This window comes from Peribacillus sp. NPDC046944 (assembly GCF_050272735.1).
In the GTDB taxonomy this organism is placed as follows: domain Bacteria; phylum Bacillota; class Bacilli; order Bacillales; family DSM-1321; genus Peribacillus.
Map to the genome: position 1 here is coordinate 1 of NZ_JBNNML010000022.1, position 26,286 is coordinate 26,286.

General features: G+C 39.9%; 25 protein-coding genes. 10 read left to right on the forward strand and 15 right to left on the reverse strand.

All coding sequences use genetic code 11. The features are described 5' to 3' along the window. Positions 1–281: 281 nt before the first annotated feature. Genes ACQKIC_RS20495 through ACQKIC_RS20505 form a run of 3 tightly spaced genes read right to left on the reverse strand, consistent with a single transcriptional unit; the run spans position 282 to position 1,563 of the window. Complete coding sequence (locus ACQKIC_RS20495; protein WP_402867811.1) at positions 282–647, reverse strand: DUF1360 domain-containing protein; 366 nt, start codon at positions 645–647, stop codon at positions 282–284. Between the two features lie 18 nt (positions 648–665). Then, positions 666–1,241: a hypothetical protein gene (locus ACQKIC_RS20500; RefSeq protein ID WP_403079818.1), complete on the reverse strand. Its 576-nt coding sequence runs from the start codon at positions 1,239–1,241 to the stop codon at positions 666–668. 10 nt (positions 1,242–1,251) lie between these two features. Then, complete coding sequence (locus ACQKIC_RS20505; protein WP_402955900.1) at positions 1,252–1,563, reverse strand: hypothetical protein; 312 nt, start codon at positions 1,561–1,563, stop codon at positions 1,252–1,254. 225 nt (positions 1,564–1,788) lie between these two features. Between ACQKIC_RS20505 and ACQKIC_RS20510 the strand changes: the two genes are divergently transcribed. From ACQKIC_RS20510 to ACQKIC_RS20520, 3 genes are read left to right on the forward strand one after another with little or no spacing between them, the layout of a single operon-like run. After that, the gene (locus tag ACQKIC_RS20510; protein WP_402955898.1) at positions 1,789–2,922 is read left to right on the forward strand and encodes a GerAB/ArcD/ProY family transporter; all 1,134 of its coding nucleotides are present in this window, start codon (positions 1,789–1,791) and stop codon (positions 2,920–2,922) included. Beyond that, positions 2,882–4,405, forward strand: a complete 1,524-nt coding sequence (locus tag ACQKIC_RS20515) for a spore germination protein (protein ID WP_402955896.1) — start codon at positions 2,882–2,884, stop codon at positions 4,403–4,405. The genes ACQKIC_RS20510 and ACQKIC_RS20515 overlap by 41 nt, the downstream gene beginning before the upstream one ends. Beyond that, on the forward strand, positions 4,402–5,583 hold the full coding sequence (locus tag ACQKIC_RS20520) for a Ger(x)C family spore germination protein (protein WP_402867806.1): 1,182 nt from the start codon (positions 4,402–4,404) through the stop codon (positions 5,581–5,583). The genes ACQKIC_RS20515 and ACQKIC_RS20520 overlap by 4 nt, the downstream gene beginning before the upstream one ends. A gap of 116 nt (positions 5,584–5,699) precedes the next feature. Here ACQKIC_RS20520 and fabI read toward each other — a convergent pair whose 3' ends face one another. Continuing rightward, a complete protein-coding gene (gene fabI / locus ACQKIC_RS20525) occupies positions 5,700–6,473 on the reverse strand; it encodes an enoyl-ACP reductase FabI (protein ID WP_402867805.1) in 774 nt (257 codons plus the stop codon). Positions 6,474–6,605: 132 nt separating this feature from the next. Then, positions 6,606–7,967: a magnesium transporter gene (gene mgtE / locus ACQKIC_RS20530; RefSeq protein WP_402868540.1), complete on the reverse strand. Its 1,362-nt coding sequence runs from the start codon at positions 7,965–7,967 to the stop codon at positions 6,606–6,608. A 120-nt stretch (positions 7,968–8,087) separates the two neighbouring features. On the opposite strand from mgtE, the gene prpE reads away from it, so the two are divergent. Next, a complete protein-coding gene (gene prpE, locus ACQKIC_RS20535) occupies positions 8,088–8,831 on the forward strand; it encodes a bis(5'-nucleosyl)-tetraphosphatase PrpE (protein WP_402867804.1) in 744 nt (247 codons plus the stop codon). A 53-nt stretch (positions 8,832–8,884) separates the two neighbouring features. On the opposite strand, the gene ACQKIC_RS20540 is transcribed toward prpE, so the two are convergent. The 3 genes from ACQKIC_RS20540 to ACQKIC_RS20550 are packed head-to-tail and all read right to left on the reverse strand — an operon-like array spanning position 8,885 to position 11,268. Next, positions 8,885–9,784 carry an RluA family pseudouridine synthase gene (locus ACQKIC_RS20540; RefSeq protein WP_402987455.1) on the reverse strand — a complete coding sequence of 300 codons (900 nt, stop codon included), beginning with the start codon at positions 9,782–9,784 and terminating at the stop codon, positions 8,885–8,887. Between the two features lie 17 nt (positions 9,785–9,801). After that, positions 9,802–10,596 (reverse strand): NAD kinase, encoded by a 795-nt coding sequence (locus tag ACQKIC_RS20545; RefSeq protein ID WP_402867802.1) that lies wholly within the window; start codon positions 10,594–10,596, stop codon positions 9,802–9,804. Positions 10,597–10,647: 51 nt separating this feature from the next. After that, on the reverse strand, positions 10,648–11,268 hold the full coding sequence (locus tag ACQKIC_RS20550) for a GTP pyrophosphokinase (RefSeq protein ID WP_402867801.1): 621 nt from the start codon (positions 11,266–11,268) through the stop codon (positions 10,648–10,650). Between the two features lie 315 nt (positions 11,269–11,583). Between ACQKIC_RS20550 and ACQKIC_RS20555 the strand changes: the two genes are divergently transcribed. The 4 genes from ACQKIC_RS20555 (at position 11,584) to ACQKIC_RS20570 (ending at position 14,356) form a co-directional block, all read left to right on the forward strand. Further along, a complete protein-coding gene (locus tag ACQKIC_RS20555) occupies positions 11,584–12,162 on the forward strand; it encodes a CYTH domain-containing protein (RefSeq protein WP_402867800.1) in 579 nt (192 codons plus the stop codon). Positions 12,163–12,186: 24 nt separating this feature from the next. Beyond that, positions 12,187–12,849 carry a lytic transglycosylase domain-containing protein gene (locus ACQKIC_RS20560; RefSeq protein WP_402987452.1) on the forward strand — a complete coding sequence of 221 codons (663 nt, stop codon included), beginning with the start codon at positions 12,187–12,189 and terminating at the stop codon, positions 12,847–12,849. Between the two features lie 209 nt (positions 12,850–13,058). Then, a complete protein-coding gene (locus ACQKIC_RS20565; RefSeq protein WP_402867799.1) occupies positions 13,059–13,463 on the forward strand; it encodes a globin in 405 nt (134 codons plus the stop codon). Next, complete coding sequence (locus tag ACQKIC_RS20570) at positions 13,460–14,356, forward strand: ClpXP adapter SpxH family protein (protein ID WP_402867798.1); 897 nt, start codon at positions 13,460–13,462, stop codon at positions 14,354–14,356. Before ACQKIC_RS20565 ends, ACQKIC_RS20570 begins: the two co-directional genes overlap by 4 nt. 1,307 nt (positions 14,357–15,663) lie before the next feature. Here ACQKIC_RS20570 and pepF read toward each other — a convergent pair. The 6 genes from pepF to ACQKIC_RS20600 form a co-directional block, all read right to left on the reverse strand. After that, positions 15,664–17,481, reverse strand: a complete 1,818-nt coding sequence (pepF, locus tag ACQKIC_RS20575; RefSeq protein WP_402955883.1) for an oligoendopeptidase F — start codon at positions 17,479–17,481, stop codon at positions 15,664–15,666. A 185-nt stretch (positions 17,482–17,666) separates the two neighbouring features. Further along, on the reverse strand, positions 17,667–18,878 hold the full coding sequence (locus tag ACQKIC_RS20580) for a competence protein CoiA (RefSeq protein WP_402987448.1): 1,212 nt from the start codon (positions 18,876–18,878) through the stop codon (positions 17,667–17,669). Positions 18,879–18,969: 91 nt separating this feature from the next. After that, positions 18,970–20,475 (reverse strand): cardiolipin synthase, encoded by a 1,506-nt coding sequence (gene cls, locus ACQKIC_RS20585; RefSeq protein ID WP_402987445.1) that lies wholly within the window; start codon positions 20,473–20,475, stop codon positions 18,970–18,972. Between the two features lie 111 nt (positions 20,476–20,586). Then, positions 20,587–21,255, reverse strand: coding sequence for an adaptor protein MecA (gene mecA / locus ACQKIC_RS20590; protein WP_402955874.1), 669 nt, complete (start codon positions 21,253–21,255; stop codon positions 20,587–20,589). Positions 21,256–21,682: 427 nt separating this feature from the next. Continuing rightward, positions 21,683–22,078 carry a transcriptional regulator SpxA gene (spxA, locus tag ACQKIC_RS20595; RefSeq protein WP_402867793.1) on the reverse strand — a complete coding sequence of 132 codons (396 nt, stop codon included), beginning with the start codon at positions 22,076–22,078 and terminating at the stop codon, positions 21,683–21,685. 563 nt (positions 22,079–22,641) lie between these two features. Then, entirely contained in the window at positions 22,642–23,208 is a 567-nt protein-coding gene (locus ACQKIC_RS20600; RefSeq protein WP_402867792.1) for a GNAT family N-acetyltransferase, read from the reverse strand. A 93-nt stretch (positions 23,209–23,301) separates the two neighbouring features. On the opposite strand from ACQKIC_RS20600, the gene ACQKIC_RS20605 reads away from it, so the two are divergent. Continuing rightward, the gene (locus ACQKIC_RS20605; protein ID WP_402867791.1) at positions 23,302–23,493 is read left to right on the forward strand and encodes a hypothetical protein; all 192 of its coding nucleotides are present in this window, start codon (positions 23,302–23,304) and stop codon (positions 23,491–23,493) included. A 51-nt stretch (positions 23,494–23,544) separates the two neighbouring features. Here ACQKIC_RS20605 and ACQKIC_RS20610 read toward each other — a convergent pair whose 3' ends face one another. Further along, a complete protein-coding gene (locus ACQKIC_RS20610; RefSeq protein WP_402867790.1) occupies positions 23,545–24,723 on the reverse strand; it encodes a putative glycoside hydrolase in 1,179 nt (392 codons plus the stop codon). Positions 24,724–25,176: 453 nt separating this feature from the next. On the opposite strand from ACQKIC_RS20610, the gene trpS reads away from it, so the two are divergent. After that, positions 25,177–26,163 carry a tryptophan--tRNA ligase gene (trpS, locus tag ACQKIC_RS20615; protein WP_402867789.1) on the forward strand — a complete coding sequence of 329 codons (987 nt, stop codon included), beginning with the start codon at positions 25,177–25,179 and terminating at the stop codon, positions 26,161–26,163. Positions 26,164–26,286 lie beyond the last annotated feature (123 nt).

Genomic DNA, 26,286 nt, shown 5'->3' on the forward strand with positions numbered 1-26,286 from the left:
TTCAGTAAATTATTATAGAAATAGAAAAACAGGTGGAGAAAAACAACTCGTTTTTCTCCACCTGTTTTATTTTAGGGACTTATTAGACAGCCCCTCCGTTTATTTAATAGGCTTTGTTTTTTTTGCTTTTATTACAGCCACAATCTTTTTTAATTTTGACAGGCTGATCTTTTTTGATTGGTTTCGCAGCATACTGCCATGGATTCTGTTTATAATTCATTTGTGACCCTCCTTTATCATCTATACCATACTATATGATAAAAAAGACAAGTTGTACTCCGTCAAATATCCATAATTTTACTGATAATCACTTCAATTATGGAACCGACTGCAGCAACGGCAAGGACCAAGATCAATACTTGCCCCATGAACACATGCTCAAGATAAAGGATGACCAGAAAGAGGCTGGACCACACACCTACACACCAAAAACAACTAAGCAATTGACCAATCCAACCACTCAATCCCTTTTCTTTTGGAACTAGGTAAACTTCAGCCGTCCCATCTTCACCTTTTTCTTCAATTTCTTTAAAGAATGGACGACGCAAAGGTTCGGTTATTTTATCAAAAACGATTAATCGAGTAAGCCTAAATGAAGCTAGACCTAATAGAAGCACGATTGTCAAATCAGACTGCGAGAGAAACATGTATATTTTGCTCCTTCACTAATTGGACTCTTCGATAATAGTAGCATTCATTATATCCGGCAATCTGACGAACCGGATATGGTTCCCCCTTTTGATCTTTACCGACTCCCCCCTCATCCCCATGACTTGAAACCTAACCGTTTCACCATGGATAACTGCTTCACAAACTGGTTTTGGGTATCCTTTATGTTGGGAAAGGCGTGTTATGAGGTCAGTTGTCGAAACCTTCTCCACCTTTTTCTTCCTTTTGGTTTTTTTCTTTTCTGGTTCAAGATCTATAGGAATTTCCTCGGCAGTTTCCACGGGCGCATGTTCTTGTTCTGGTTCAGGTACGTATTGGTCCGTTATTTTTTTTATTTCACTCAGTTCCGATTCAATTTCCTTCATTGCCTCGTACACACCGAACTCCTGTTTTATCTTTTCTATTTTTTGAGTCTTTCGGTCATCTTCGACTACTTCAGGCTCTGCTGACACTTCTTTCTTTTTTCTTTTTGTCCGGTAATCACTTTGCATGTTCCCTCTTTGGGCCTTCACTTCTACTTGATCGACATATAGTAAAGGTTTTGATTTTTTATCATTTTTATTTTCTGACATGCAAATCCTCCTAATATTTCAAGATAACCACGGATTGAAGCTGCTCTATATGGTATTTGACGACCTCTTTACCAAAATGATGCCTGATAAAAAGACTGGATTCCTGTTTTTGTTCCAACTTTCCGAATAGAGTGCGGCCATTAATGGTGAACTTACAAACAGGTTTAGGCGCAAAAGCAGGCAGTCTCCCCAATAATTCCAGCAATTCCTCCGTATTATAGGAACCATCTAGTCTCTTACTGGTAGGGTTTATCTGTTTGACCGGAGGCTCACATACTGTTTGCACCCCATTGGTAAAAGACAGACGCTTTTTCACGTCCATAACTTTCCCTCCTTCACTCATTCAACAATGGATTTCAAAGGGGTTCCCACCGATTTTTCACACTACAGGCTTTTATCTGCTCTATGTATCATCTATATGAAGCACTCCGTTTTTTATGCTCGGTAAGTAACCTTCTTCCAAAAAAGGAGAAACGTCCACTATTGGATATTCCGGAATGAAATGGAGATAACTAAACGAAGAATGATAGTAAAGGAGTAAACAAAGATGAGAAAAAACGGGAAAATTTCAACTGTACAACTATCTTTGATCATAATGACTGCTGTCGGTTTAAAGAATCATGTGACAATCCTCCCTCATTTATTACCGGCTGCAAAACGGGATGGGTGGATCACTGTCCTTATTTCCTTTTTTCTCATTGTGGGTTGGTGTGTGCTTTTGTACTTTATTCACAAAGCCACGGCACATGAAAATGTTTTCAAATGGGTCGAAATGAACATTGGCAAGCTGCCTGGGAAGGTACTAGCGATTTCCCTAAGCATGCTCTTCGTCATATTAGCGGCAGTCTCATTGAAAGAGATGGTGGTATGGACCAAGGTATCCTACTTACCGGTTACCCCTCCCTTCATTGAAATCATCCTATTCACGGGATTATGTTTTTTTCTCGCAAATACAAACATACAAACGATCGCCATCGTGAATACCTTCGTATTGACTGCAGTCATTGCATTCGGATTGTTTGTCGCCTTCACCAATATTCAATTCAAGGACTATACACTTTTGAGACCGGTGCTGGAACATGGGTGGAAACCCGTTTTTTCCGGTATCATCTATCCTTTATCCGGATTGATAGAATTGATGGCGCTTCTGTTCATGCAGCAAAAAGTTCATGGACCGTTAAAATATAAGGTGTTTTTCTTCAATGCCTTAATCCTTACTTTACTCATACTGGGACCGCTTATCGGATCGATTACCGAGTTTGGACCGAAGGAAGCTGCCAGACAAAAATATCCTGCATTTGAGCAATGGGGGTTGGTCACATTGGGCCGCTTCATCGAGCACCTTGACTTTCTGTCGATTTATCAATGGTTAACCGGTGCTTTTATAAGGGTCTCCTTTTTACTATTTCTATCCATCGAAGTCCTTTCCATTAAAAAGAAGCGGAATAAAACGATTCTACTCATCATTTTTTCCCTGGTCTTGATCATTTCTAATTTATATAGAATCAGTGATATCGATTTATATTTCATCATTAAAACATTTATCATGCCTGGAACTTTCTATTACTTTTTAGCGGTGTCCATTCTATTGAGCCTTTTCGTTTTTTTCAAAAATCGCCGAAAAAGGAGGACCAAATCCGATGTTCAACAAAAAGGAAAAGCAAGCATCCAAACCGATTAAGCAAGACTCGGTTACCAAAGAGCCTCTTCGTACAGATGAAGAATATTTGAAAGAGGTTTTCCGAAATTCTGAGGATGTTTTTTTTCAAAACGCTTTCTATCGTGATGATGCCCCTGTTAAAGTCACATTAATTGGCTGTGAAGGGTTGATCGACAATGAATTATTGAATAATCTTGTGTTCGAGAGGTTGACTCTTTTTTTCCAGAAATATAAAAAAGGAAAGATTACGGTCGAGGACTTAAAATCCTCCCTTCACCTCCCACAGTTAACAGAATTGACGACAACGGAACAACTATTTGCCGAGATATACTCGGGAAAATTGATCATCCATGTATTAGGTACGAATCGATTATTATCTTCCAATATAGCGAACCGTCCACAACGTAGTCCCGAGGAGACATCAGCTGAAGTTACCATTAAAGGACCTCGGGATAATTTCATAGAGGATTTATCAGTCAATGTCGCTTTGATCAGGAAGCGGATGCGCACCAATTCCTTAAGTGTGAAGCATTTTGAAGTAGGCAGACGTACCTTGACCAAAGTAGCTCTTTTATATATGGATGATATTTCTAATCCCGAGATGGTGGATCAACTTTCCAAGAAAATCGAATCACTTGATGTCGACGGAATTTATAGTGGGAATCAATTCATGGAATTGATCGAGGAAAAACCTGCTATCCTTTTTCCGAGGCATCACTATTCAGGAAAGCCTGATTTTGCGGTACAGTGCCTATTAAAAGGGAGGATATTGTTGCTCATCGATGGGATTGCTTATACCATGATCACTCCTATCAACCTTTTTATTATCTTAAAGACCTCAGAAGATAATGAATATACATCAACCTACGCCACCTTTGAAAGAGGACTTCGTATCTTCGGAATCTTTGTTGCTGCGCTTTTACCGGGTTTTTGGGTTGCCTTAACTACGTTTCATCAAGATCAGCTTCCCTTGATCCTTCTTGCCACTGTCGTTGAATCGAGGCGGGGATTACCGCTTCCCACTGCACTCGAAGCCATAACCATGGTCATCGTATTTGAAATCTTCAAGGAAGCCGGCATGCGCCTTCCAAGTTCGATTGGTCCAACATTAAGTGTCCTCGGCGCCTTAATTATCGGAGATGCTGCAATCCGATCTGGATTGACAAGCCCCGCCATGCTGGTCGTGATTGCAGGCTCAGCGGTAGCCACCTTCACGCTCGTTAACCAATCCATCATAGGGGTCATCAGTTTGGTCCGGCTTCTCTCGATTGCTTCTGCGTCCTTTTTAGGTCTGTTCGCTTTTTTCCTTCTTGCTCTATTTTTATGTGCATACGTGAGTAATATCCGAATATTAGGGGTCCCTTACTTGGAAGTGACCGCTAACTTAAGTCCAACCAATATATTTAAAACCCTTTTTAGAGTTCCCCCCACTTTCGATAAAAGAAGGCCTACCGTCATTGCGCCAAAAGACTCCACGAGGAAAGGGGATGATGAAAAAAAATGAAGTACAAGTTCATCCCATTACTGGTGCTTATCATCTTTCTTTCTGGGTGTTGGGATTCGAATGAACCGGAACGGCTTGTATATGCCCATGGGGTTGGAGTCGATTATAAGGACGGCAAGGTCGTCGTTTACCTTCAAATCATCAACTTACAGGGATTGGCTAAAACCGAAGCGGGTGGCGATCCAAGTTCACAAAATGCGAGTGATGTTGGAACTGGAACCGGGGATACACTGGAAGAAGCCATTTTCGATTTATATCATACGTCAGATCGTCGCATTTATTGGGGTCATCTTTCGTTTGTCATTTTTTCTGATGAAGCCCTTAATGCAGGGGGATTCAAAAAGACAGTGGATTTTCTGGACCGCTATCGTGAAACGCGTTACCGCATTTTCTTTTATATGACCAAGGAATCAGTTAAAGAAGCAATGCTGGTTGCTCCTATCGAAAATATTTCCCTGGCTTTTTCTAAATTAAGCGATCCCGAGGGGAACTATAAGCAAAGCTCATTTATACCACCCATAAACTTGAGGGAACTTATCATTGAAATGGACGAACCAGCTTATTTTGTTTCCATTCCCCGAATGAAAGTGACAAAACAATGGAGCGGCCAGAAAGAAAAAAAGAAAGACTTGCTGTTGGATAGCATTGCAGTCATTTCAGAAAATAAGATTAAAACCATTTTTCCTACTCGTGCAATGAAAGGGGCAAGACTGGTAAATAAGAACTTTGTTCGCGATAGTGTTACACTTTTCCCGGGGACCAGGCAGGACACTTCTGTCATTGTTTACGAAAAAAAGGTTAAAATGAAACCGGTTATAGAGAAGGATGGAAAGGTACGGTTTCACATCAAGATGAAACTTAAATCGAGCATCGAGACGATGAAGGTGGATTCATCACCTAAGGAATATGAAAGAGAATTAAAGCGTATTCTCAAAAAGGAAATCAAATACACCTATAAATATGCAAAAGAAAAGAAAGTCGATCTATTCAGACTTTCTGAAACCCTTTATCGAAAAGACATTAAAAAGTGGAAGGAAATTCAAAAAGACGGAGAAATTCCATTAGAAGATGACACGATTAAATCGATAAAGATCGAAGTGAACCTACAAAATACCGGGAAGGATAAATTGACTCCAATTTTTGAAGACCAAAAGGATAAGGGGCATATGGACCGATAAAAGGTTATCGTTGTCGAAAACATAAGAAAATAAAAAGCCAGAATGCTTATACATGAAAGCATCCTGGCAATATGGGGGCATCAATGACGAGATTGTCTATTGAGGCCCCCTATTCCTCATCCAATAATATGGTAACCTGAATCCACATGGATATTTTCCCCTGTGATTCCGCGTGACATGTCACTGAATAGGAAAACGGCAGTGTCCCCGACTTCCTCCGGAGTAGTTGTACGACGGAGCGGTGCTTCTTCTTCGATTTTCTTCAAGATGGTGTTGAAGTCACGAACGCCTTTGGCGGAAAGGGTGCGAATTGGCCCTGCAGATATGGCATTGACACGAATATTATCCTTACCAAGATCACTTGATAAATACCGTACGTTGGCTTCAAGTGACGCCTTAGCCACACCCATCACATTATAATTCGGCATGACTCTTTCGCCACCAAGATAGGTCATGGTGACAATGCTTCCACCTTCTGGCATGATTTCTTTCGCCGCCTTAGCCACAGCCGTTAACGAGAAGGAACTAATATTGTGTGCAAGCAAGAATCCTTCACGGCTAGTATTGACAAAATCACCATCTAGCTCTTCTTTATTAGCAAATGCCACACAATGAGCGACACCATGAATGACTCCCACCTTCTCCTTAATGGAAGCAAAGCACTTCTCGATATCTTCATCCTTTGTTACATCGCATTGCAGGATGATTGAAGGTTCGCCCTCCAAAGTGGAAGACAACTCCTTGACACTTTTTTCTGTACGTTCTTTCCCATATGTAAAAATCAGCTTGGCACCCGCTTTATGTAAGGAACGGGCCACTCCCCAAGCGATGCTTCTTTTGTTGGCGACACCCATGATGACGAACGTTTTTCCTTCTAATGAAAAAGTCATGTGTATATGATCCTCCTAAAATTAATACAAGTTATTAGTACCTGATACTAATTTCCATTATAACAAATAATAAGAAAGAAAAATACCGTTTTCTAACCTACTGAAAATGTAAGCGAAAGTCGAATCCTTCGCTTACAATAAATACCCCATCAATAAAGTGGCCAATCCGAAATAGATGAGAATACTGATGATATCATTAATGGTTGTAATGAAAGGACCAGATGCAACGGCAGGGTCAATTTTCATTTTATGCATGAGCAACGGGACCAACGATCCGGCTAGCGTCGCCACAATCAAGGTAATGAAGATCGAAATGCCGACCAATAACCCTAACATGAAATCGTGTTTCCAAAAGTAGACAATACCCGTTATAACGATTCCACAAGTCAAACCGGTAATAAACCCCGTCCCAGCCTCTCGGATGATCAGTTTCCATTTACTTTCCTCTTCCAAATCACCTGTCGCAATTCCTCGAATCGCGACAGCAAGAGCCTGTGTCCCCGTATTTCCGGCCATCCCGCCAATCAAGGGGATGAAAACGGCAAGGATGGCTTTTTGGCTAAGCGTCTCTTCAAACCTCCCGATCAGACTCGCAGTCAATAAACCTAGAAATAAAAGGATGACCAACCACGGCAATCGCTTTTTCGCAGCTGAAAAAGCACTTTTATCTACATGGTCAAGGTCGGATACACCTGCTAATTTGGAGTAATCATCCGATGCTTCTTCGTCCATGACATCAATGATATCATCGACGGTTATAATTCCTAATAGATGGTTCTGAAAATCCACAACCGGCACGGCTAGAAAATTATAATCCCTAATTTTACGCGCCACTTCTTCCTGGTCCTCTGAGACAGGGACGGAAACGACCCGTTCATCCATCAAATCACCAATCAAAGCATCTTCATCCGCAATGATTAATGTCCGCAGTGATAACACGCCAAGTAACTTTTTATCTTGGTCCGTAACAAACACATAATAAATCGTCTCTGCTTGCGGGGCTTCCCGTTTTAAAATCTGCATGGCCGAACGCGCCGTTTCGTTTGCTTCAATTGCAATGAACTCGGTGGTCATTATACTTCCGGCAGTCGACTCTTCATAATGCAGCAGTTCTTGAATCTCACTAGCCGCTTCATCATCCATGATCGTCAAATAGCTAACGGCTTGCTCATCGTTGATTTCGTTCAGGACATCGGCCGCATCATCTGCGTACATATGGGAAAGCATATCGGCTGCATAGGAAGGATCCATTTCAGCTAGAAGGTTTTCGTATTCTTCTTCATCTATTTCTATATTTTCAAAAAGGTCCGCCATTTCTTCCGGTGATAAGTAGCGATACAATACTGGCCGGTACTCTTCCTTTAAACTCGTATAAAATTGGGCCTGATCATAAGGATGCATATCAAGGAACTCTATACGGAACTGATCCAAATTTTCATGTTTAAGTGCGTTAACCAAAAGGTCTCTATTCTGTTTATTAATTTCTCTTTCCATCTTCTCTTCCAAGGTTACACCTCCCAAACATTTTTTTATTTTGTACTTAATATATTATTTTTTGAAATAATACTATACTAATACCATAAATATAAATAAAACAAACAAAGGACGTGTAGTATGAAGATTGATATCATCGGAGACATACACGGTTGCTTCACTGAATTTAAGGAATTGACGTTGAATATGGGCTATGGCTGGGAAAGCGGAATTCCAGTCCATCCCCACGGGAGAATATTAGGATTTGTGGGTGATTTGACTGACCGTGGTCCTGAATCACTCCGTGTTATTGAAGTCGTTTACGAATTGGTCATCAATAAAAAAATTGCGCTTTATGCACCAGGAAATCACTGTAATAAACTGTATCGGTATTTTTCAGGAAATAAGGTACAGGTATCTCACGGACTGGAGACAACTGTAGCGGAGTACCAGGCGTTGAATAACCGTGAACAGAAGAAAATCCGTAAACAGTTCATGGATTTATATGAACAATCTCCCCTATATCAATTAATCGATGAAGGCCGTTTAATTATAGCTCATGCAGGCATCCGTCACGATTTAATCGGTCAATCTGGCAGCAAGGTAAAAACCTTTGTCCTTTATGGCGATATCAATGGGGCCAAGCATCCTGACGGTTCCCCTGTCAGAAGGGACTGGGCCCAATCCTATAAAGGGAAAGCGTGGATTGTGTATGGCCATACTCCCGTTCCTGAAGCCATCTGTGTCAATCGCACCTACAACATTGATACCGGGTGCGTTTTCGGTGGGAAGCTCACTGCCCTTCGCTACCCGGAAATGGAATTGCAGAGCGTTCCCTCTTCTTTACCCTATGTAGCAGATAAATTCAGGTCCTCTTCTAAATAACCAAAAAAACTCGCCGGTTTTGGTGAGTTTTTTTGGGTTTGAGTTTTTTCATACTAATTCTTTTCTAGAAGAACCAACATATCCAGGGGTGGGTTTTCCTGGAACTTCAACACCTTTTTTGTAAAGGGATGCAGGAACTTCAATTCATAGCAATGAAGAGCCTGACGGTCAATCCTATCCCTGTGGCCGCCATACAGATCATCGCCTGCAAGCGGGTGTCCAATATGGGCCATGTGCACCCTTATTTGATGTGTCCTGCCTGTCAGAAGTTCCAGCTTAAGGAACGTATGATCTTCTGTGTGGGCTTGTACTTCAAAGAGTGTACAAGCATAACGGCCGTCTTCCCGTACTTCACGTTCAATAATACTTGTCGATTTCCGACCGATGGGTACCTCTACTTTTCCAACGGGGCCCTCGATTTGACCCTCAGCTACCGCTTGATAGCGCCGTTTAACTTGCCCCAACTTTTGCTGTTCACTTAAAAGATGGTGGATATGCCTATGCTTCGCAATCAAGACCAATCCCGAGGTATCGCGGTCAAGTCTAGTAACGATATGGATCGTTGCCTGTATATCCCTCTTTTTATAGTAACCAGCTAATCCATTTGCAAGGCTCCCATTCGGATGTTCACGGGAAGGGATGGTGTTCATGGATTGAGGCTTGACTACGACTAATACATAATCGTCTTCATAACGGATTTGAAGGGGAATATCTTCAGGTAATAGCCCCTCGCTTCCCTCTTCCGGTGGAAAAATGACGGTGATGCCATCACCAGTTTTTATGCGCTCCCTCACTGTCACCTCAAGACCATTGACCATGATGGAACCGCCTTTAAATTTAATATCCGTTAACGCCCGTTTTGAGATATCGCATTTGCCGAGAAAATCTCTCAATAAAGAGCCAGAATCCTCTTCAGAAACCGCCCAACTTAAAGAAAATTTTTGATTTGACATGAGGTAATATAATCTCCTTAATTGGCAATGAATGAATCATGGACCCTTTTCCAGAAAGGAAACGGCCGGAATCTTGCAAAACGGATCTTTTCATCCGCCACCCGACATTGAATGGATTTCACATCTTCTTGTAGTAGAGTCAGATGATCGATCGTGATTTGAAAATTGACAGCATTGACTGGCCTGAACATGCACGTATGATGCGCAGGCAGTAAAAGTGGAGATCCAACCGTCCTGAACACCCGGTTATTAATCGACGCCAATTCCGTTATTTGAATTGCATCTATCGAAGGGTGGACGATGGCCCCTCCCAGCGCTTTATTATAAGCGGTGCTTCCAGAAGGAGTGGCAATGCATAGTCCATCCCCACGGAATGTTTCGAAGTGCTGACCACGTATCTCTACATCCATGACCAATGTCCCTTCGACGCTTTTGACCGTTGATTCATTTAATGATAAGAATCTTGCTTCCCGTCCACCATGCTGATAGCGCACAATCGTTTCCAACAGAGGATATTCGACGACTTGAAAAGGAGTCTTTGCTAAAGCAATCACTAGTTTCTCTATTTCATCGGGAGTCCAATCCGCATAAAATCCGAGGTGCCCCGTATGCACACCGACAAAGGCCGTCTTATCGAGCCGATTCTTATATCGATGAAAAGCATATAACAGCGTACCGTCACCGCCGACCGAAATGACGATATCCGGCTGATCTTCATCATATTCCAATTGAAAGTCTTGGAGATACGTCCTCATCCTTTGCATTAACGTATTAGATTTTGCATCTCCCTTTGAAGTAATCGCAAATTTCATACAATACCACCTAACTCTGTTTGAATTCTTCCGTCTTTATCTTTACCACTTTCAGGAATCCTTTTTCCTTGAAAAAAGACGCTGTGCCTCCTGTATTTCAGTACGGATTTGTGACATTTCCGCATCAAGCAGGAACGCAGCCTCTGCAGCACGTTTCAATCGTAATTGGATATCTTCGGGGAAAGCCCCTTGATATTTATAATTTAAAGAGTGTTCAATGGTTGCCCAAAAGTTCATAGCCAAGGTTCTGATTTGAATCTCGGCCAATATGTTTTTCTCACCATGAATGGTCTGGACAGGATAGCGAATGACAACATGATAGGAACGGTAGCCACTTGCTTTTTTATGGGAAATATAATTTCTTTCCTCTACAATCTCAAAATCATTCCGGCTCCTCAGGAGTCCTACGACCTGTTCAATATCATCGACGAACTGACACATCATCCGAAGTCCGGCGATATCTTGTATCTCAGCCCCAAACTTATCGATGGGAATACCCTTCTGACTAGCCTTGTTCAAGATGCTGTCAATCGGCTTCACCCTACCCGTTACGAACTCTATGGGAGAATGAATATTCTCTCTCTCAAATTGTTTTCTTAAGCCTTTTAATTTAACTTTTAATTCCTCAACGGCCTGTATATAAGGCGCTAAGAAATCATCCCAACTTTCCATTGCCACACCACCCACTTCTTTCGAAACGCCTGTTCAAATCTGGTATGGGCAGAACGATTCGAATCATCTGTATGAGTTCCTCCAGCAGTTCTTACCACTGCTTCTCCCCAAGGATATGTATAGTGAAAAATATGTATAATTTTGATGTTGCTGTATACTGAACTAATTTATATGCTCAATGTTTATATTTTATCATATTCGGCAATTGATTCCTAAATATTCAAGTATGATAATGAAAAAATATTCATTCGATTTGACAGCTCGAATGGTTCTTATATGATTAAACTAAAATAACAGCTTGGAGAGGGATAAATCATGGATCAACATATCGAAATTGAATTTAAGAACCTTTTGAATGAAAAAGAATTCAAACAGCTTTTGGACCACTTTCAAGTACATTCATCAACCTTCAAAACTCAGCAAAATCACTATTTTGATACAGCAAAATTTCAGTTGAAAGGTCAGAACTCAGCCCTCCGTATACGGGAGAAAAATGGCCAGTACGAGTTAACCTTGAAGCAACCCGCAAGCGAGGGTCTATTGGAAACCAATCAAGCGATCACGAAGGATATCGCAAATTCCTTCTTAAAAGAAGGAATTTTCCCTGAAGGCCCTGTTCATGACCTGATTATAGAAAATAATCTAATTCCAGAGGATTTCACATGTTTTGGCACTTTACAAACGGACCGTTCAGAATTCCCATTCCAGGGAGGTTTGCTTGTTTTAGATCATAGCTCATATTTGGGACATGAGGATTACGAGCTCGAATATGAAGTGACGGATCGGGCCGATGGGCAAAAAAAGTTTTTTAAACTTCTAGAATCACTTCAAATTCCGGTACGGAAAACCGAAAATAAAGTAAAGAGATTCTATCGGGCGAAATTCAGTGATTAAATCCGACCAAAAATAGATATGGAGGTGGTACATTTGAAAGTTCAGGACTTTAGGACATTGATGGATTTACAAGCCATACAACAATTCTCGACAGGCACTATCACGAATACATCCTCGTCGCGATCAATGTTTCAGGAAATGCTGACGGGACTCATGTCAAGCGATACTTTGGAAAACACATCGCAATCATTGGGGTCCCTTCTGTCTAACGTAGAAACTGAGGCAAAGTCCATCCTTCAATCCAACACGATACATTCACTCAACAACCCGTTGACAACCGCTCTCCCAGAAAAAAAGACAAGCGAGACGGTCACGAACTTTGATGATATGATCAGCGAGGCCGCGACTCTATATAACCTTCCGGAAAAATTGATTAAGTCAGTGATTAAACAGGAATCCAATTTTAACCCATCAGCGACAAGCTACGCTGGGGCAGCAGGGCTCATGCAGTTGATGCCTGCGACCGCAAGAAGTCTGGGAGTAGAAGACATAACCGATCCCAAGCAAAATATCATGGGTGGGAGTAAATACTTAAGCCAGATGCTCTCCCGTTATAACGGGGATGTCCAAATGGCCCTTGCAGCCTATAATGCCGGACCGGGTAACGTCGATAAATACAACGGCATACCGCCTTTTTCCGAAACGCAAAATTATGTTCAGAAAGTGTTCAATAACTTTATGAGCTGAAATCATTAGCCGACCCTTCTTCTGGGTCGGCTATTTTTATCGTTGATATTTTTTCGAAAACAGCTTGAACAACTGCAAAATTCCCCTCCTCCATTTGTGAAAAAACATTATGGGGAAGTATTATTGAAGCTAGATATTTGTTATATGAGTAAGCGATTGTTAAAATATGATTAAATATCAAACATCTTTCTTTTAAAGGAGTAATCAACATGACGAAAGAGAACCCTACACCATATGAATTAATTGGAGAGGGACAATTACACAAGTTAATTGATGCATTTTACTCCAACGTTAGTCAACATCCGGAACTGAAACCGATTTTTCCTGACGATTTATCAGAGACAGTCCGTAAACAAAAACAATTCATGACGCAATATTTAGGGGGGCCTTCCTTATACACCTCGGAACACGGTCACCCTATGTTGCGGGCTCGACATATACCTTTTGAAATTACACCAGATCGTGCAAAAGCATGGCTTTCCTGCATGTATCACGCTATGGACGAAATTGGTCTTGAAGGTGAAATTCGCGAATTTTTCTACCATCGCCTCTATTTGACAGCACAGCATATGATCAATACATCCGGTATAGACGGGAAAGGAGAAGACAGTTGAGCACACAAAAACCAGTTTTCAATATTTCCGATTGGATAAAAACACAACATTGTTATGATGTAGGAAAGAAACCATTAGAAATCTATGTTTTTGTTGATCCACTTTGCCCTGAATGCTGGGGCCTTGAACCGATTATAAGAAAATTGCAGGTGGAATATGGCCAGTTATTCAGCCTACGTCATGTTTTAAGCGGAAAGATTAATTCACTAAATATCGGCAATCATAAAAACTTCGAAAACATCGCCCAAGTTTGGGAAAAGACAGCCAGCCGTTCTGGAATGTCTTGTGATGGAAGCTTATGGACCGAAAATCCCATTTCCTCTCCCTACGCTGCATCCATAGCCATTAAAGCGGCCGAATTACAGGGTAGAAAACTAGCCATTCGTTTCTTAAGGCAGCTTCAAGAATACGTATTCATTGGAAAAAAGGATATTTCCAATATCAAGGTACTGACCGAATGTGCTCAAAGCGTAGGGTTGGATGTAGAAGAATTTCTTCATGACATAAACTCCTCCAGTGCCTCCAAAGGCTTTCAATGTGACTTGAAAATCACAAGTGAAATGGAGGTCACTGAAATTCCTTCACTCGTATTCTTCAATCAAAATATTGAGGAAGAAGGAATTAAGGTTTCTGGGGTATATTCCTATGAGGTATACGTTCAGATATTGAGGGACATCTTAAATGGCCTCCCAGACCCAGCTGAGCCACCTTCTCTTGAGGAGTTTATACGTTGTTTTAAACTAGTGGCCACCAAAGAAATTGAAACGGTCTATAATATGAGTAAAAGTACCGTGGAGCTGGAAATGAAAAAGCTCGTTTTAAAACAAGTGGCAGAAAAAATACCTGCTAAGTACGGAACATTTTGGAGGTACACCGAAAAGCCGACGAAATGACGGTCTTATCGAACGCCCCCTCTCATCTACACAAAAAGCCCGGCAAATTGGGGAATTTGCCGGGCTTTGTCTTTTTATTCATATATTTGAACAAAAGGGGATGGGAAATTTACACGATCAAACAAAGGGGTATAAGTTTAGATGTGATTCACTTCATTTAGTACTATAACAGATTTTCCATCATTTCATCAACTGATTTGTGCATAAGTTCACAATATGTTCACTTTTTCTTTTATGAATTCGGAAATAATAGCTTCTTCCTCCATTTAAATACAAGAAAACCGGTGAATTGGGGAATTCACCGGTTTTCTGTATATTTATACGAACAAAGGGGATGGAGAAATTTCACGATCAAACAAAGGGGTATAAGTTTGGTGTGATTACTTCATGTTAGTAATATAACAGATAGCTAGAACATATTTCAATCACATTGTGCACAAATTCACATTTTGTTCACTTTTTTTCGTTGGTCTTTCATCCATCATTTTCGCAAATCACGAATGAAATCATTCAACAACAAGAAAACCCGGTAAATTGGGGAATTTACCGGGTTTTCTTATCTATTAATACGAACAATAGGGGATGGGAGAAATCTTCACGATCAAACAAAGGGGTATAAGTTTAGATGTGAATTACTTCATGTCAGTAATATACCAGGTGAGCGACCCACTTTCAACTACTTTGTGTCTTATTTCACAAATTGTTCACAAGTGAATAATTCAAATTTTTCGAGAATGAATCTCGTTTCATTCTATAGCCAAGTTAATTTTCTTTTATTTTTCCTTACTCACTTTTCTAGAGTTTGATAAATAGATAAAAGCCCGGCAAATCGCGAAATTTGCCGGGCTTTTATCTATTTATACGAATAAGGGGATGGGAGAAATTTCACGAATCAACAAAGGGGTATAAGTTGGATGTGATAACTTCTATATCTGTACTATATCAGATTTCATCTAAACAGTGCAAGTAGATTGTGCTTCATTTCACATTATTGTCATATTCTCCGAATAACCTCTTTCTTCAAAACATATTATTTAAAGAAAGTGTACCGACATCTTTCCATTCCATTTAGCGGAGGTGCTAGTTTTGAGAAGTACGATTTTACTTATCCTCCTGATCAGCTCCTTATTCATCCAACTACTTGGAATCATGCAGCTCATTCCTTTGTATGTCACTTCCCCCATCTTGTTTTTTGTTTTTTTCATTATTCTTCATAGCTTCAATCAGAGAAATCGATTTAAAGGTCTATAGCAACATACATAAAAGAGCCAACCGACTTTTCTTTAGGCGGTTGGCTCTTTTGCCATTTATTTTGTTAAAAGCTGTTCCAATTCATTTAACTTTTCTTCGAATACGTTCAACGCTTCTTGTACAGGTTCAGCCTTCGTCATGTCGACGCCCGCCTTTTTTAATACCTCAATCGGATAATCTGAACTTCCTGATTTCAAGAATTCCAAATATCGTTTGACAGCTGGTTCTCCTTCTGTGAGAATCTGTTTACTTAGAGCAGTAGCTGCACTAATTCCTGTCGCATATTGATAAACATAGTAATTATAGTAGAAGTGTGGAATACGTGCCCATTCAAGACCGATTTCCTCATCAATCACTACATTCTCTCCAAAATATTTCTTGTTAAGTTCATAATATTCCTTCGTCAACATATCAGCGGTTAACGCTTCCCCATTCTGTGCCTTTTTATGGATGGTATGTTCGAACTCGGCAAACATCGTTTGACGGAACAGTGTACCACGGAAGCCTTCTAAGTAATGATTTAATAAATAGATACGTTTCTTTTCATCATCTATCGTATTCAGCAAGTAATCGTTCAACAGGTTTTCGTTACAAGTAGAAGCAACCTCCGCTACAAAAATCGAATAATTCCCATAAGGATACGGTTGGTGTTTACGGGTATAGTAGCTATGGACCGAATGACCAAATTCATGAACAAGGGTGAATAGGTTATTCACGTTATTCTGCCAATTCATTAAAATATACGGATTGGTTCCATATGTTCCAGAGGAATAGGCCCCGCTTCTTTTCCCTACATTCTCTTGTACATCCACCCAGCGATTCTCAAACCCTTCCTTTAAGACATTTATATAGTCTTCTCCAAGTGGGGCAAGTCCTTTAAGTACATATTCCTTCGCCTCATCATACGTCACTTCCATCTTCACTTCTTTTACGAGCGGAGCGAATAAATCATACATATGAAGCTCGTCTAACTCGAGAACCTTTTTGCGTAAGTCGAGATAACGATGTAACAATGGCAAATTGTCATTGACCGTTTGAACGAGGTTATCGTATACACTTTCTGGAATATTATTATTACTTAATGCCGCCTGGCGCGCGGATTCATATTTACGTACTGTTGCGTTGAAGTTATGATTCTTCACTTCACCTGATAAGGTAGAAGCAAATGTATTACGGAACTCTCCATACTTGCTGTATATGCCTTTAAATGCGTCTTGACGGACACGGCGGTCTTCGCTCTCAAGGAAACGAATATACCTTCCATGAGTGATTTCCACTTCATTGCCCTCTTCATCTTTAATAACGGGGAACTTCAAATCCGCATTATTCAACATGCTGAAGATATTGCCGGAATTATCGAGTACTTCGGAGGCCTGAGCCAGTAATGACTCCTGTTCTGCATTTAAAATATGCGGTCTCTGTAGGTTGATTTCCTCCAAAGAATGTTTATATAACTTTAGTTCTTCTTTTTCCTCCAAAAATTCCTGGACTTTGTTTTCATCAATGCTTAACAGTTCTGGAACGATATATGAGAAGGCTGCGGCAGCCTGAGCATACAGTGCCTTCGCCCTGTCTTCCATTCCTTGATAAAAGGGATTCGTTGTATCCTGGTCGTTACGCATATGTGAATACGCATACACTTTACCCATCTTTTCAAATACTTCATCTTGGAATTGAAGTGCCGCAAATAGCTTTTCAGCGCTTTCACCCAATGTTCCTTTATATGCTTCCGCTTTCAACAGCTGTTCTTTTACATCTTTGAAGGCTGCTTCCCAATCTTCCTCCGTCGCATATATATCCTCAAGTCTCCATGTATCTTCAGCCGGAATCTCACTTCTTGAAGGTAATGTGTTCACTTTAGTTTCCTGTGTCATAATAAATTCCTCTCCATTCTAATAAAACTTACCCTTATTACCCTTATCTTTACCAGGGCATGTACGACTTATTTACTTCCTGAGCCATTTGCATTTCCCATGCAAAACGATACTTCTCTTACTCCATACTATTCTGCGTTCACCATCATAATCCTGCTACAACCCAGTCAAAAGGAATAGAGTGGTTATAACTCATTATAATGGATATATGCCTTTTCTATCATAATCTTGCTCTGTTGATAGAAAATTCTTTCTAAAGCCTCACTTTGATCACTTGTAATCGGCACAGTAAACGGAGTGGTAACCGTAAAGATTCCTTCTTTCCACTCTTTTAAATATCCCAGCTTTTCTAATAACTGAATATACTTTCTTACAGGGTTTCCCACATCTTTCTCCTTGATAAGTGGTAAAGGGCGCTGCCTGATATTCCCCAGCTTGATTCGTCTATTGAAATGACCGAGCACTTCATTCATTTCAATTTTTTCCCCGATTTTTTTCTTTTGAAACACATCCATGTATAGCCAAGCTTGCCATTCGATTGCCGGTGTCTCGATTAGGTGCATGCCTTGAATTGGAACACCGATTTCTATGGGAATCGTTGCAGGAGAAAGGTGATGGGTATAGAGGCCATAAAAGATAGGATCACTCCTTTTTGCTGTTCTTACCCGGTGGAGGCACCAGCTTTTCCGTTTCTTTCTCCAAGCCATCAAAAAAGGAAAGGCATCACAATATCGAGGTGTCATTTGATTGGGGGATAGAAGATTTAAAGGGGCTGTGGTCAGTTCTGCCAAAACGCTTCTTTTTGAGAAAGGGGTCATGTTTTTCAATGCGGATAGTTGATGAGATTCAGGACAATACATCCACAGAAATGGATGCTGATAGGTACCACTGACAAATAGCCACTGAAAGGCAGATAGGCTGAATTCATATTTACTCTTTCGTTTCAATTGCTTGGCGCCCATGATCCAAATGGGTATGATTTTCACACTTTGATAGGCTCTTGTCCGTTCATGGAAGTCAGCCTCGGAAATGATGGAGCACTGGAATTCTATCGCGTAGCGCTGATCATCGATTGTCAGCAATATATCCGTCCTTCTCTTGATTGCGGGAATATAGGCTTCTAACTTCGCATGAAACTTATGTGATACCAACCATTGATACAGGTTTCTTTTTCCCATTAAATGATAAGTGGATTCAGGTTCCGATGAAGCATGACACGAAGTATTATTCTTGTGGGCAAAATGAGGGATTTTTATCATTCCGGCTTTGATCATCACTTCTGTTTTACAGCAGGGACAGAAATATCCTGTTGATGCCTTCATTGCCAGGAGCTGGTTTCCCGTCAGTTTTTCAGGAAGGGTGATCCATGTCCCATCCTCTTTCATTGCACTAAGCATATTTCTCCTCCCCTCCTACTATATCCATTCTCCCTTGGCCTGGAAAATTCCTTTAAAATAAAAAAAATGCCGTGATGGCATAAATGGATCATCATAGGAGCGGTGACAATAGTCTGCAAGTGGATTCCAAAACTTTCAGACCAAAGTTGCGATTGGAAAATACTTTCAACTGTATTTCCTGTGATACCTTTAGATCCTTCAAATAATCATCTACTAGCGTCTGTGTACTCTCTGTACGGTAAAGGAAGGCATTGACTTCGAAATTCAAATGAAAGCTCCTCATATCGATATTAGCGCTGCCAATTGAAGCCAATTCGTTATCCACTATGACAATCTTGCTATGCATGAAGCCCTCATTATATTGAAATATCCTGACCCCTGCTTCCAAGAGCTCAGAAAAGTACGTTCTTGAAGCATGGAATACAATCCACTTATCTGGGTTCCTCGGGACCAGTATTCGCACATCCAATCCACTCAGGCCCGCCACCTTCAATGCCTGAAAAATATCCTCATCAGGGACGAAATAGGGAGATGCAATCCAGATGGACTTTTCCGCCGAATTTATCATGCTGAAAAAAAGGTTCTTAATAACCGTCCATTCACAATCAGGACCACCGGCTATCATTTGTACGCCACCAAGGTCCTGCAAAACTGGCTGACTTGTACCAATATAGGCATCCGACAAATAGCTTTGGTTTGTACTATAGTACCAATCCTGTGAAAAAATGAGCTGTAGCGTTCGGACCGCTTCACCTTCTACCAAAAGGTGAGTATCACGCCAAGACCCGTAATTCGCATTAAGCCCCAAATATTCATCGCCAATATTAAGGCCACCGATAAAACCAATGGTCCCATCGACAATAATAATTTTTCGATGATTCCGAAAATTGAACGTACTATTTATGAAAGGAAGATGGATGGGTCCAAAGGGAACAATCTCTACGCCTGAATCCCTCATTTCATCAATATAAGGGCGGGCCAGGGACCAACATCCCACCGCATCATATAAAAAGCGTACCCGCACCCCTTCTTTTGCCTTTTGGATCAAGATATCCTTCAAAGTGCAACCACTGTCATCATCCCGTACAATATAATATTCCAAATGAATATGGTGTTTAGCTTTCCTCAGTTGCTTCAGGATACTAGCATACGTCTCTTTTCCATTTGTTAGTATTCGGGTTTTCGATGCAAACGAAATGGAACTGTTTCCAAGCTTTTCAGCGAGGGAAAATAACCTTCGATGACGCAACTTCACTCCCCGTTTTTCCCAGGTATCTACTTCCGTGCCGCGTTTAAGGAACTCATGCTTATCCAAAAAATACTTCCTACGAAACTTTCTCTCTTTTCGAAAATTCCCGCCAAACAACAAATAAAAGATGAACCCGATAACAGGAAAAGCCCCAAATGCAATGATCCATGTGATCGTTTGAATGGGATGACGATTTTCGATGAAAATATTAAATCCAATGATCACCAACGAAAGGGCCAACAACAGACTTAGATACCCCCTAACCCCCACTTCTTCCAGTAGGAGATACCATGGGCTACCTAACATGAGTACAAGTACTAGAAAACTTAAACCAACCTTCCCGTTCATTTATGACTACCTCCAATTACAAAACGCAGGTGCACGTAAAAGCTTCTGTTGAGGTGCATGACTTATCAAGGGTAAAAAAAACCGATTTCTAAGAAATCGGCCTAAAAAATATTATGCGAAATATTTATCTACTGTGGAGAGTACATCATTTTCTATGACTACTTTTCCGTATTCTTCAAGCATGTGTACCGTTATTGGGGATTCCTCGCTGTATTCCAACAATAGACTTAAGACATTATCAATTTCTTCCTCGTCAATTTCAGCTTCGGAAAATTCAATATATAGATAATATTTATTTTGATAAGCATAAAGCTTCGTTGTCCAGGTATCCAAACCAGAACGCTTGCTTAAAGAAATGACATCTTCAAAATCCTCGAATATTGTGATGAATTCAATCATCCCATCTTCAAATGTCATGGTGCTCTCTTCATCTTTACCTTCAAAGTGTTGATCAAGAAGCGTATCTACTTTGTCTGTTACACTTAACTCTTTTAACTTATCATCCGATAGAGGCAACTCAAGTTTCTGACCATCTTTGGCAAGTTGGGCTTTTGTGACCAAGACTTCCAAGCCTTTTTCCAATGCTTGAACTTGAATCCATAACGGACCTTCAATCATGAATTCCTCTTCCTGATGCACTTCATCCATCATTTCCCAAAAAAGTTCTTCACTTCTCTCACGGCTATACCAAATTTCTTCCCGGTCGAAGCCTCTTTCCTCGATATCTATATAGGATATATAAAATTTTACTGTATCATCATTAATACGTTCGATTTCCATGATTCCCCTCTCCCTTCCTTTCTCATTTTGAAGGGATAATAACCCCCAAGCGAAAATTGCTCTTAAAAGCTCTTTACCCAAAAGTTCATACTGTAAATCATGCTACATTAAAACAGACTATTTTACCTCATTTTATGACAAAACCTTGAAGAAGGGAAATAAAAAACATCAATATCATAAAAACAATTGTTTGCCTAATATTCCATTCATTTTATAAAAAAAATCGTTCATATGCAACTTTCACGAAGACGGTGCCGTATTTCATTCATATTCTATATTGTATACAGTTAATGGTTATTTACATGCTTTATTTATCCAATCCCGCCCTGACCATTGTCACAAGAGCCTTGTCGCCCCAAGAAAAAGATATATGTATAAACAAAAAGCTCTGCACTATTCTCAGCAGAGCTTGGAAAACACTTATTCATTAATTTACCATACGTTGTGCTTCTAGCAATTGGAACGTACGTACTTTCCGTGGTAAGAAACGACGAATCTCATCTTCGTTATACCCAACTTGAAGACGCTTCTCATCAAGGATAATCGGGCGTCTTAGCAAACCAGGGTTTTCTTTAATCAATTTATATAACTCTTGTAGAGGCAAGCTCTCTAAGTTAACATTTAACTTTTGAAACGTTTTTGATCTGGTTGAGATGATTTCATCCGTACCATCTTCCGTCATACGTAGAATTTCTTTGATTTCCTCTATTGAAAGAGGTTCCGAGAAAATATTTCTTTCTGTATAACCAATCTCATGTTCCTCTAACCATGCTTTTGCTTTTCTGCATGACGTACAACTTGGGGATGTATATAATGTTACCATGTTTACCCACACTCCCTAAATATAGAATCGGTGATCTATGAGGAGAAATCTATTATCATTCACAACTACGATTCTAATTTGAAATAATTTTAAATAAGCATTTCTTTTAATTAATTATACACTAATTCATTTAAAATGAATACCCTTTTTCAAAATTGAAACTATCCTTTATAACTTCCTATTTCATCTGTACTATAGGCACTTCGTTTTTTTATGTAATACATTACAACGCTATTTTCTAATTGAAAATATGCACCTATTATTCTCATTTAAGTTGCAAATTGCCCCTCATTTTCCCTTTATTTTTTTCATTTGCTCATTACTTTTTATTTACCCCCTTTTTTTAGCTATAAACTAGTGATTATCATTTATAATTTCTTTAAGTATCCTTTAATTCCTTCTTCCTTCTTAAAAACCCTCCTTTTGACTGCTTAAATCAATTAAATTAAATGCATGCTCCATACAAATCACCATTTACAGGGACGGAAAATAAATATGCATTCCGCACCACGATATAAAAGAGCCGACGAATTTAGTCGGCTCCTGTGTCATTTCATATCTTTTTAAACCCTATCACTTTCCACTTCTGTTTCTATATTCAATACTTCGTCTACTGATTGATACGATTTTCCATATAGATGCTTATCTTTATGCGTATGAATTTCAGAGTAAATCTTTTTCATATAATTGAATACATCTTCTTCTTTAACAGCATCATGTGCCGGCCAATAAAGGATTTCCATCGGCGTATCTTCTTCAGTAGCCAACGATTTTCTATTATAGGCGATAGAAGAAGCATGTAAAAAGCCTTCTCTTTGATAAAATCTTAATCGTTTTGACGTGTCCACGTCATTTTCCTGCACTGGCTCGACTTCAAGGAAAATGGTCTTTTGTTTTTCTTGCAATTGATGAATCAATTTCTTTCCAAGGCCTTGACCCCGGGCATTTTTGCCGACGAATAAATAATCGACGAAAATAAATTCCTTACCTTCCACATATAGTAGAACATGGTCAGGCCCTTCATCCTTTTTATAGATGTCTTGTTTATCCTTCAATAAAATTTCTATATGTTCTTTTGACTTCATTTCTTCAATTGGAAAATATTGATTTAGTTTATCATACCAATTCACGATTTCATCTCCTCTTCAAATTTTATCTTTCCACGCTTTTGCTTATCGTTTACAATAGACTGTAAATAAATTGAAATTATTGAGGGGGTATCCATGCTTACTTACCTTGTTGACTTAATTTTAGTTGCTGTCTGCGTAATTGGGATCACAGCCATAAATGGTGTCCTGACGAATGCCATTGGGGAAAAGTGGTTTGGTGGTAAAACTCATTCCCACATTTTCAATCAATCGAAACGAATTCAGTCGGGATGGAATCAAGTCGGCGGGAAGAAACATAAGCGATGATTCTTCGGGAGTCCAGATGACCGCTTGTGTACATATCGGTCATCTGATGGTTTATGGGGTGTAGTCTACCCCTTTTGTATAGCGGTTTGCAGCATTCCATAATAGATATTCATCAATTCCATTATCATTTAACGCTTTAATTTGGGCTTCCACTTGTTCCTTACCATACTTTTGATAATTCCCCTCACCCAAGTATGAAGCAGTGAAGTCCTGAATCCAGGGTCTAGAGGTAGGCGGCGTTTCTAGTTCCTTCAATTTCTTGTTCTCCAATTTTGCATATTCCCGAACAAGTTCATACGGTTTTAAATCCGGCTTTTCGATTCCGAAATAGGATGTCCAGTGACTTGGATAAATCATCGAAGAGATGACATCTACATTTTCAGAAATCTTGGAGAAATTTTGCCCAATACCAGGAGCTTCAGGTAATGTAGCGGCATAGCCGAAAATATCGACTGATACTTCCACACCATATGGCTCTAATTGTTTTTTTGCGTAGGCCACAAAGTCGGTTACGGCCTGTACCCGTTTTTCAGTATGGGTCTTATTGCCTTTTTCATACTCTCCCATATCATATTTTAGGTCATCCTCTTTATTCTCGAACCCTTCAGGAAAACGGACATAGTCGAATTGAATTTCTTTGAATCCCATCTTCGCAGCTTCTATGGCAATCCCCACGTTATAATCCCATACCTCTTTCAGGAATGGATTCACGAAAGATTCACCACGTCCATTCTTCCAGACCTTATCGCCATCTTTAAACGACCATTGTGGTTTTTCCTTTGCAAGAAGGGTATCCTTGAAAACGACGACACGGGCAATCGGATAAATCTTCTTATCCTCAAGCTTTTTTAACATGTCCACCGGTTTCCTTATGTAATCCTTTCCAATATTCGAATAAGGGGAATCCTTGTCTTCCGGTTTATAGGTAACATTCCCCCTGTCATCCTTAATATCGATGACCATTGCATTCAAATCGGTTTCGTCCACATATTGTATGAGTTCATTTAACTTGTTTCCACCAGCTACATGTCCTGTAACATAAAGCCCTCGTACTGCATCAGGATAATCAAACTTCAATCCAGAATCATATACGAATCTAGGGGCCAACTTTGGTAGTTCTTTCTGCTCAAGCGCCACAGTTCTTGCTTGTTCCAAATCCTCAGCATGGACCGGTTGCTGAACCAAAAACAAACACATTCCTGCCACTATACATTTACTTAACGATTTCACATCTTCACCTCATTCGCCCTTCAAATCTACAACAGACTCTTTTGTTTAATACCACAACAGCAAAACTTTATTCCTATAAAATAAACTTTTTTTAAAAAAATGGTGTGTAACAATCTCCTATATCATTATCCTACCCTAAAATCGATTCCCCATTGATGGTTAAAAATCAATAAGTTACGAATCCTTCTTTTTTTACCCCATCGTATATATTAGTTGTAATAAGGGCATGCTGTTTGGATTACATTTCTTAAGAATAAATGCTAAAATACAGGTATAGTGGAAAATTCGTATCTCTAGGTAGACATTCCCTGGCGAGTACTGCCTTGCAAGACATAAATGAGCTCTCTTACACTTGCTGTACAGGAAGTGGATTACTTCCCTATTTATCCTTACAATAATGAAGAGCGAATATCCAATTAGTTAATTAAACGTATTTAGAGGAGTGACTAGCAGTTGAAAAGGATTTTCTCTGGCATTCAGCCATCTGGTTCTGTTACATTAGGAAATTATATCGGAGCAATGAAGCAATTTGTTAACTTACAGGATGAATATGACTGTTTCTTTTGTATCGTTGACCAACATGCAATTACAGTTCCGCAGGATCGACTTAAATTAAGAAAAAACATTAAAACACTCGCTGCCTTATATTTGGCAATCGGCATTGACCCTGAAAAGAATACGATCTTCATTCAATCAGAGGTTCCCGCGCATGCCCAGGCAGGCTGGATTTTGCAAAGCATCGCTTATATTGGCGAACTTGAGAGAATGACCCAATTTAAAGATAAATCAGCCGGCAAGGAAGGCGTTTCTTCTGCACTTCTTACCTACCCGCCACTGATGGCTGCAGATATTCTCCTGTACAATACAGATGTTGTTCCTGTTGGGGAAGATCAAAGACAACACTTGGAATTAACGCGAGATTTAGCTGAGCGATTCAATAATAGGTACAACGATATCTTTAAAATACCAGAAATCAGCCTTCCAAAGGCAGGAGCGCGAATAATGTCGCTTCAAGAACCGACTAAGAAAATGAGTAAATCCGACCCTAATAAAAAAGCTACGATTGCTCTACTTGACGATCCTAAACAAATCGAGAAAAACATTAAGAGTGCAGTAACTGATTCTGAAGGCATCGTTCGTTATGATAAAGAAAATAAAGCGGGCGTATCGAACTTAATGTCCATCTACTCCATCTTCAGTGGAAAAACATACGCTGAAATTGAAGAGATGTATGCCGGAAAAGGATATGGCGACTTTAAAGGTGATTTAGCTCAAGTGGTACTAGGAGAGATTCTACCCATTCAAGAGCGTTACTATAGCTTGATCGATTCCCCTGAACTTGATGAAATTTTAGATCGTGGGGCAGAGAAGGCAAATATCGAAGCCAATAAGATGATTAGAAAAATGTACAACGGCATGGGACTTGGAAGAAAAAGATAATGGAAAAAGACGATCCGCAACGGATCGTCTCAGACTGTAGACAAACTCGATGAAAATCGACTTTGCCTACAGTCTTTTTTATTTTAAAATAAAAGTATTAAAACTTGAGGTGATAAAGATGCT

What these genes read in the sequence shown, in the direction of transcription:
- ACQKIC_RS20555 (WP_402867800.1), top strand. Translation starts at nt 11,584, where the DNA reads ATGGATCAACATATCGAAATTGAATTTAAGAACCTTTTGAATGAAAAA.
- ACQKIC_RS20495 (WP_402867811.1), bottom strand. Translation starts at nt 647, where the DNA reads ATGTTTCTCTCGCAGTCTGATTTGACAATCGTGCTTCTATTAGGTCTA.
- mecA (WP_402955874.1), bottom strand. Translation starts at nt 21,255, where the DNA reads ATGGAAATCGAACGTATTAATGATGATACAGTAAAATTTTATATATCC.
- ACQKIC_RS20580 (WP_402987448.1), bottom strand. Translation starts at nt 18,878, where the DNA reads ATGCTTAGTGCAATGAAAGAGGATGGGACATGGATCACCCTTCCTGAA.
- prpE (WP_402867804.1), top strand. Translation starts at nt 8,088, where the DNA reads ATGAAGATTGATATCATCGGAGACATACACGGTTGCTTCACTGAATTT.
- ACQKIC_RS20565 (WP_402867799.1), top strand. Translation starts at nt 13,059, where the DNA reads ATGACGAAAGAGAACCCTACACCATATGAATTAATTGGAGAGGGACAA.
- ACQKIC_RS20605 (WP_402867791.1), top strand. Translation starts at nt 23,302, where the DNA reads ATGCTTACTTACCTTGTTGACTTAATTTTAGTTGCTGTCTGCGTAATT.
- ACQKIC_RS20520 (WP_402867806.1), top strand. Translation starts at nt 4,402, where the DNA reads ATGAAGTACAAGTTCATCCCATTACTGGTGCTTATCATCTTTCTTTCT.
- spxA (WP_402867793.1), bottom strand. Translation starts at nt 22,078, where the DNA reads ATGGTAACATTATATACATCCCCAAGTTGTACGTCATGCAGAAAAGCA.
- ACQKIC_RS20550 (WP_402867801.1), bottom strand. Translation starts at nt 11,268, where the DNA reads ATGGAAAGTTGGGATGATTTCTTAGCGCCTTATATACAGGCCGTTGAG.
- ACQKIC_RS20545 (WP_402867802.1), bottom strand. Translation starts at nt 10,596, where the DNA reads ATGAAATTTGCGATTACTTCAAAGGGAGATGCAAAATCTAATACGTTA.
- mgtE (WP_402868540.1), bottom strand. Translation starts at nt 7,967, where the DNA reads ATGGAAAGAGAAATTAATAAACAGAATAGAGACCTTTTGGTTAACGCA.
- pepF (WP_402955883.1), bottom strand. Translation starts at nt 17,481, where the DNA reads ATGACACAGGAAACTAAAGTGAACACATTACCTTCAAGAAGTGAGATT.
- cls (WP_402987445.1), bottom strand. Translation starts at nt 20,475, where the DNA reads ATGAACGGGAAGGTTGGTTTAAGTTTTCTAGTACTTGTACTCATGTTA.
- fabI (WP_402867805.1), bottom strand. Translation starts at nt 6,473, where the DNA reads ATGACTTTTTCATTAGAAGGAAAAACGTTCGTCATCATGGGTGTCGCC.
- ACQKIC_RS20500 (WP_403079818.1), bottom strand. Translation starts at nt 1,241, where the DNA reads ATGTCAGAAAATAAAAATGATAAAAAATCAAAACCTTTACTATATGTC.
- ACQKIC_RS20510 (WP_402955898.1), top strand. Translation starts at nt 1,789, where the DNA reads ATGAGAAAAAACGGGAAAATTTCAACTGTACAACTATCTTTGATCATA.
- ACQKIC_RS20515 (WP_402955896.1), top strand. Translation starts at nt 2,882, where the DNA reads ATGTTCAACAAAAAGGAAAAGCAAGCATCCAAACCGATTAAGCAAGAC.
- ACQKIC_RS20505 (WP_402955900.1), bottom strand. Translation starts at nt 1,563, where the DNA reads ATGGACGTGAAAAAGCGTCTGTCTTTTACCAATGGGGTGCAAACAGTA.
- ACQKIC_RS20540 (WP_402987455.1), bottom strand. Translation starts at nt 9,784, where the DNA reads ATGTCAAATCAAAAATTTTCTTTAAGTTGGGCGGTTTCTGAAGAGGAT.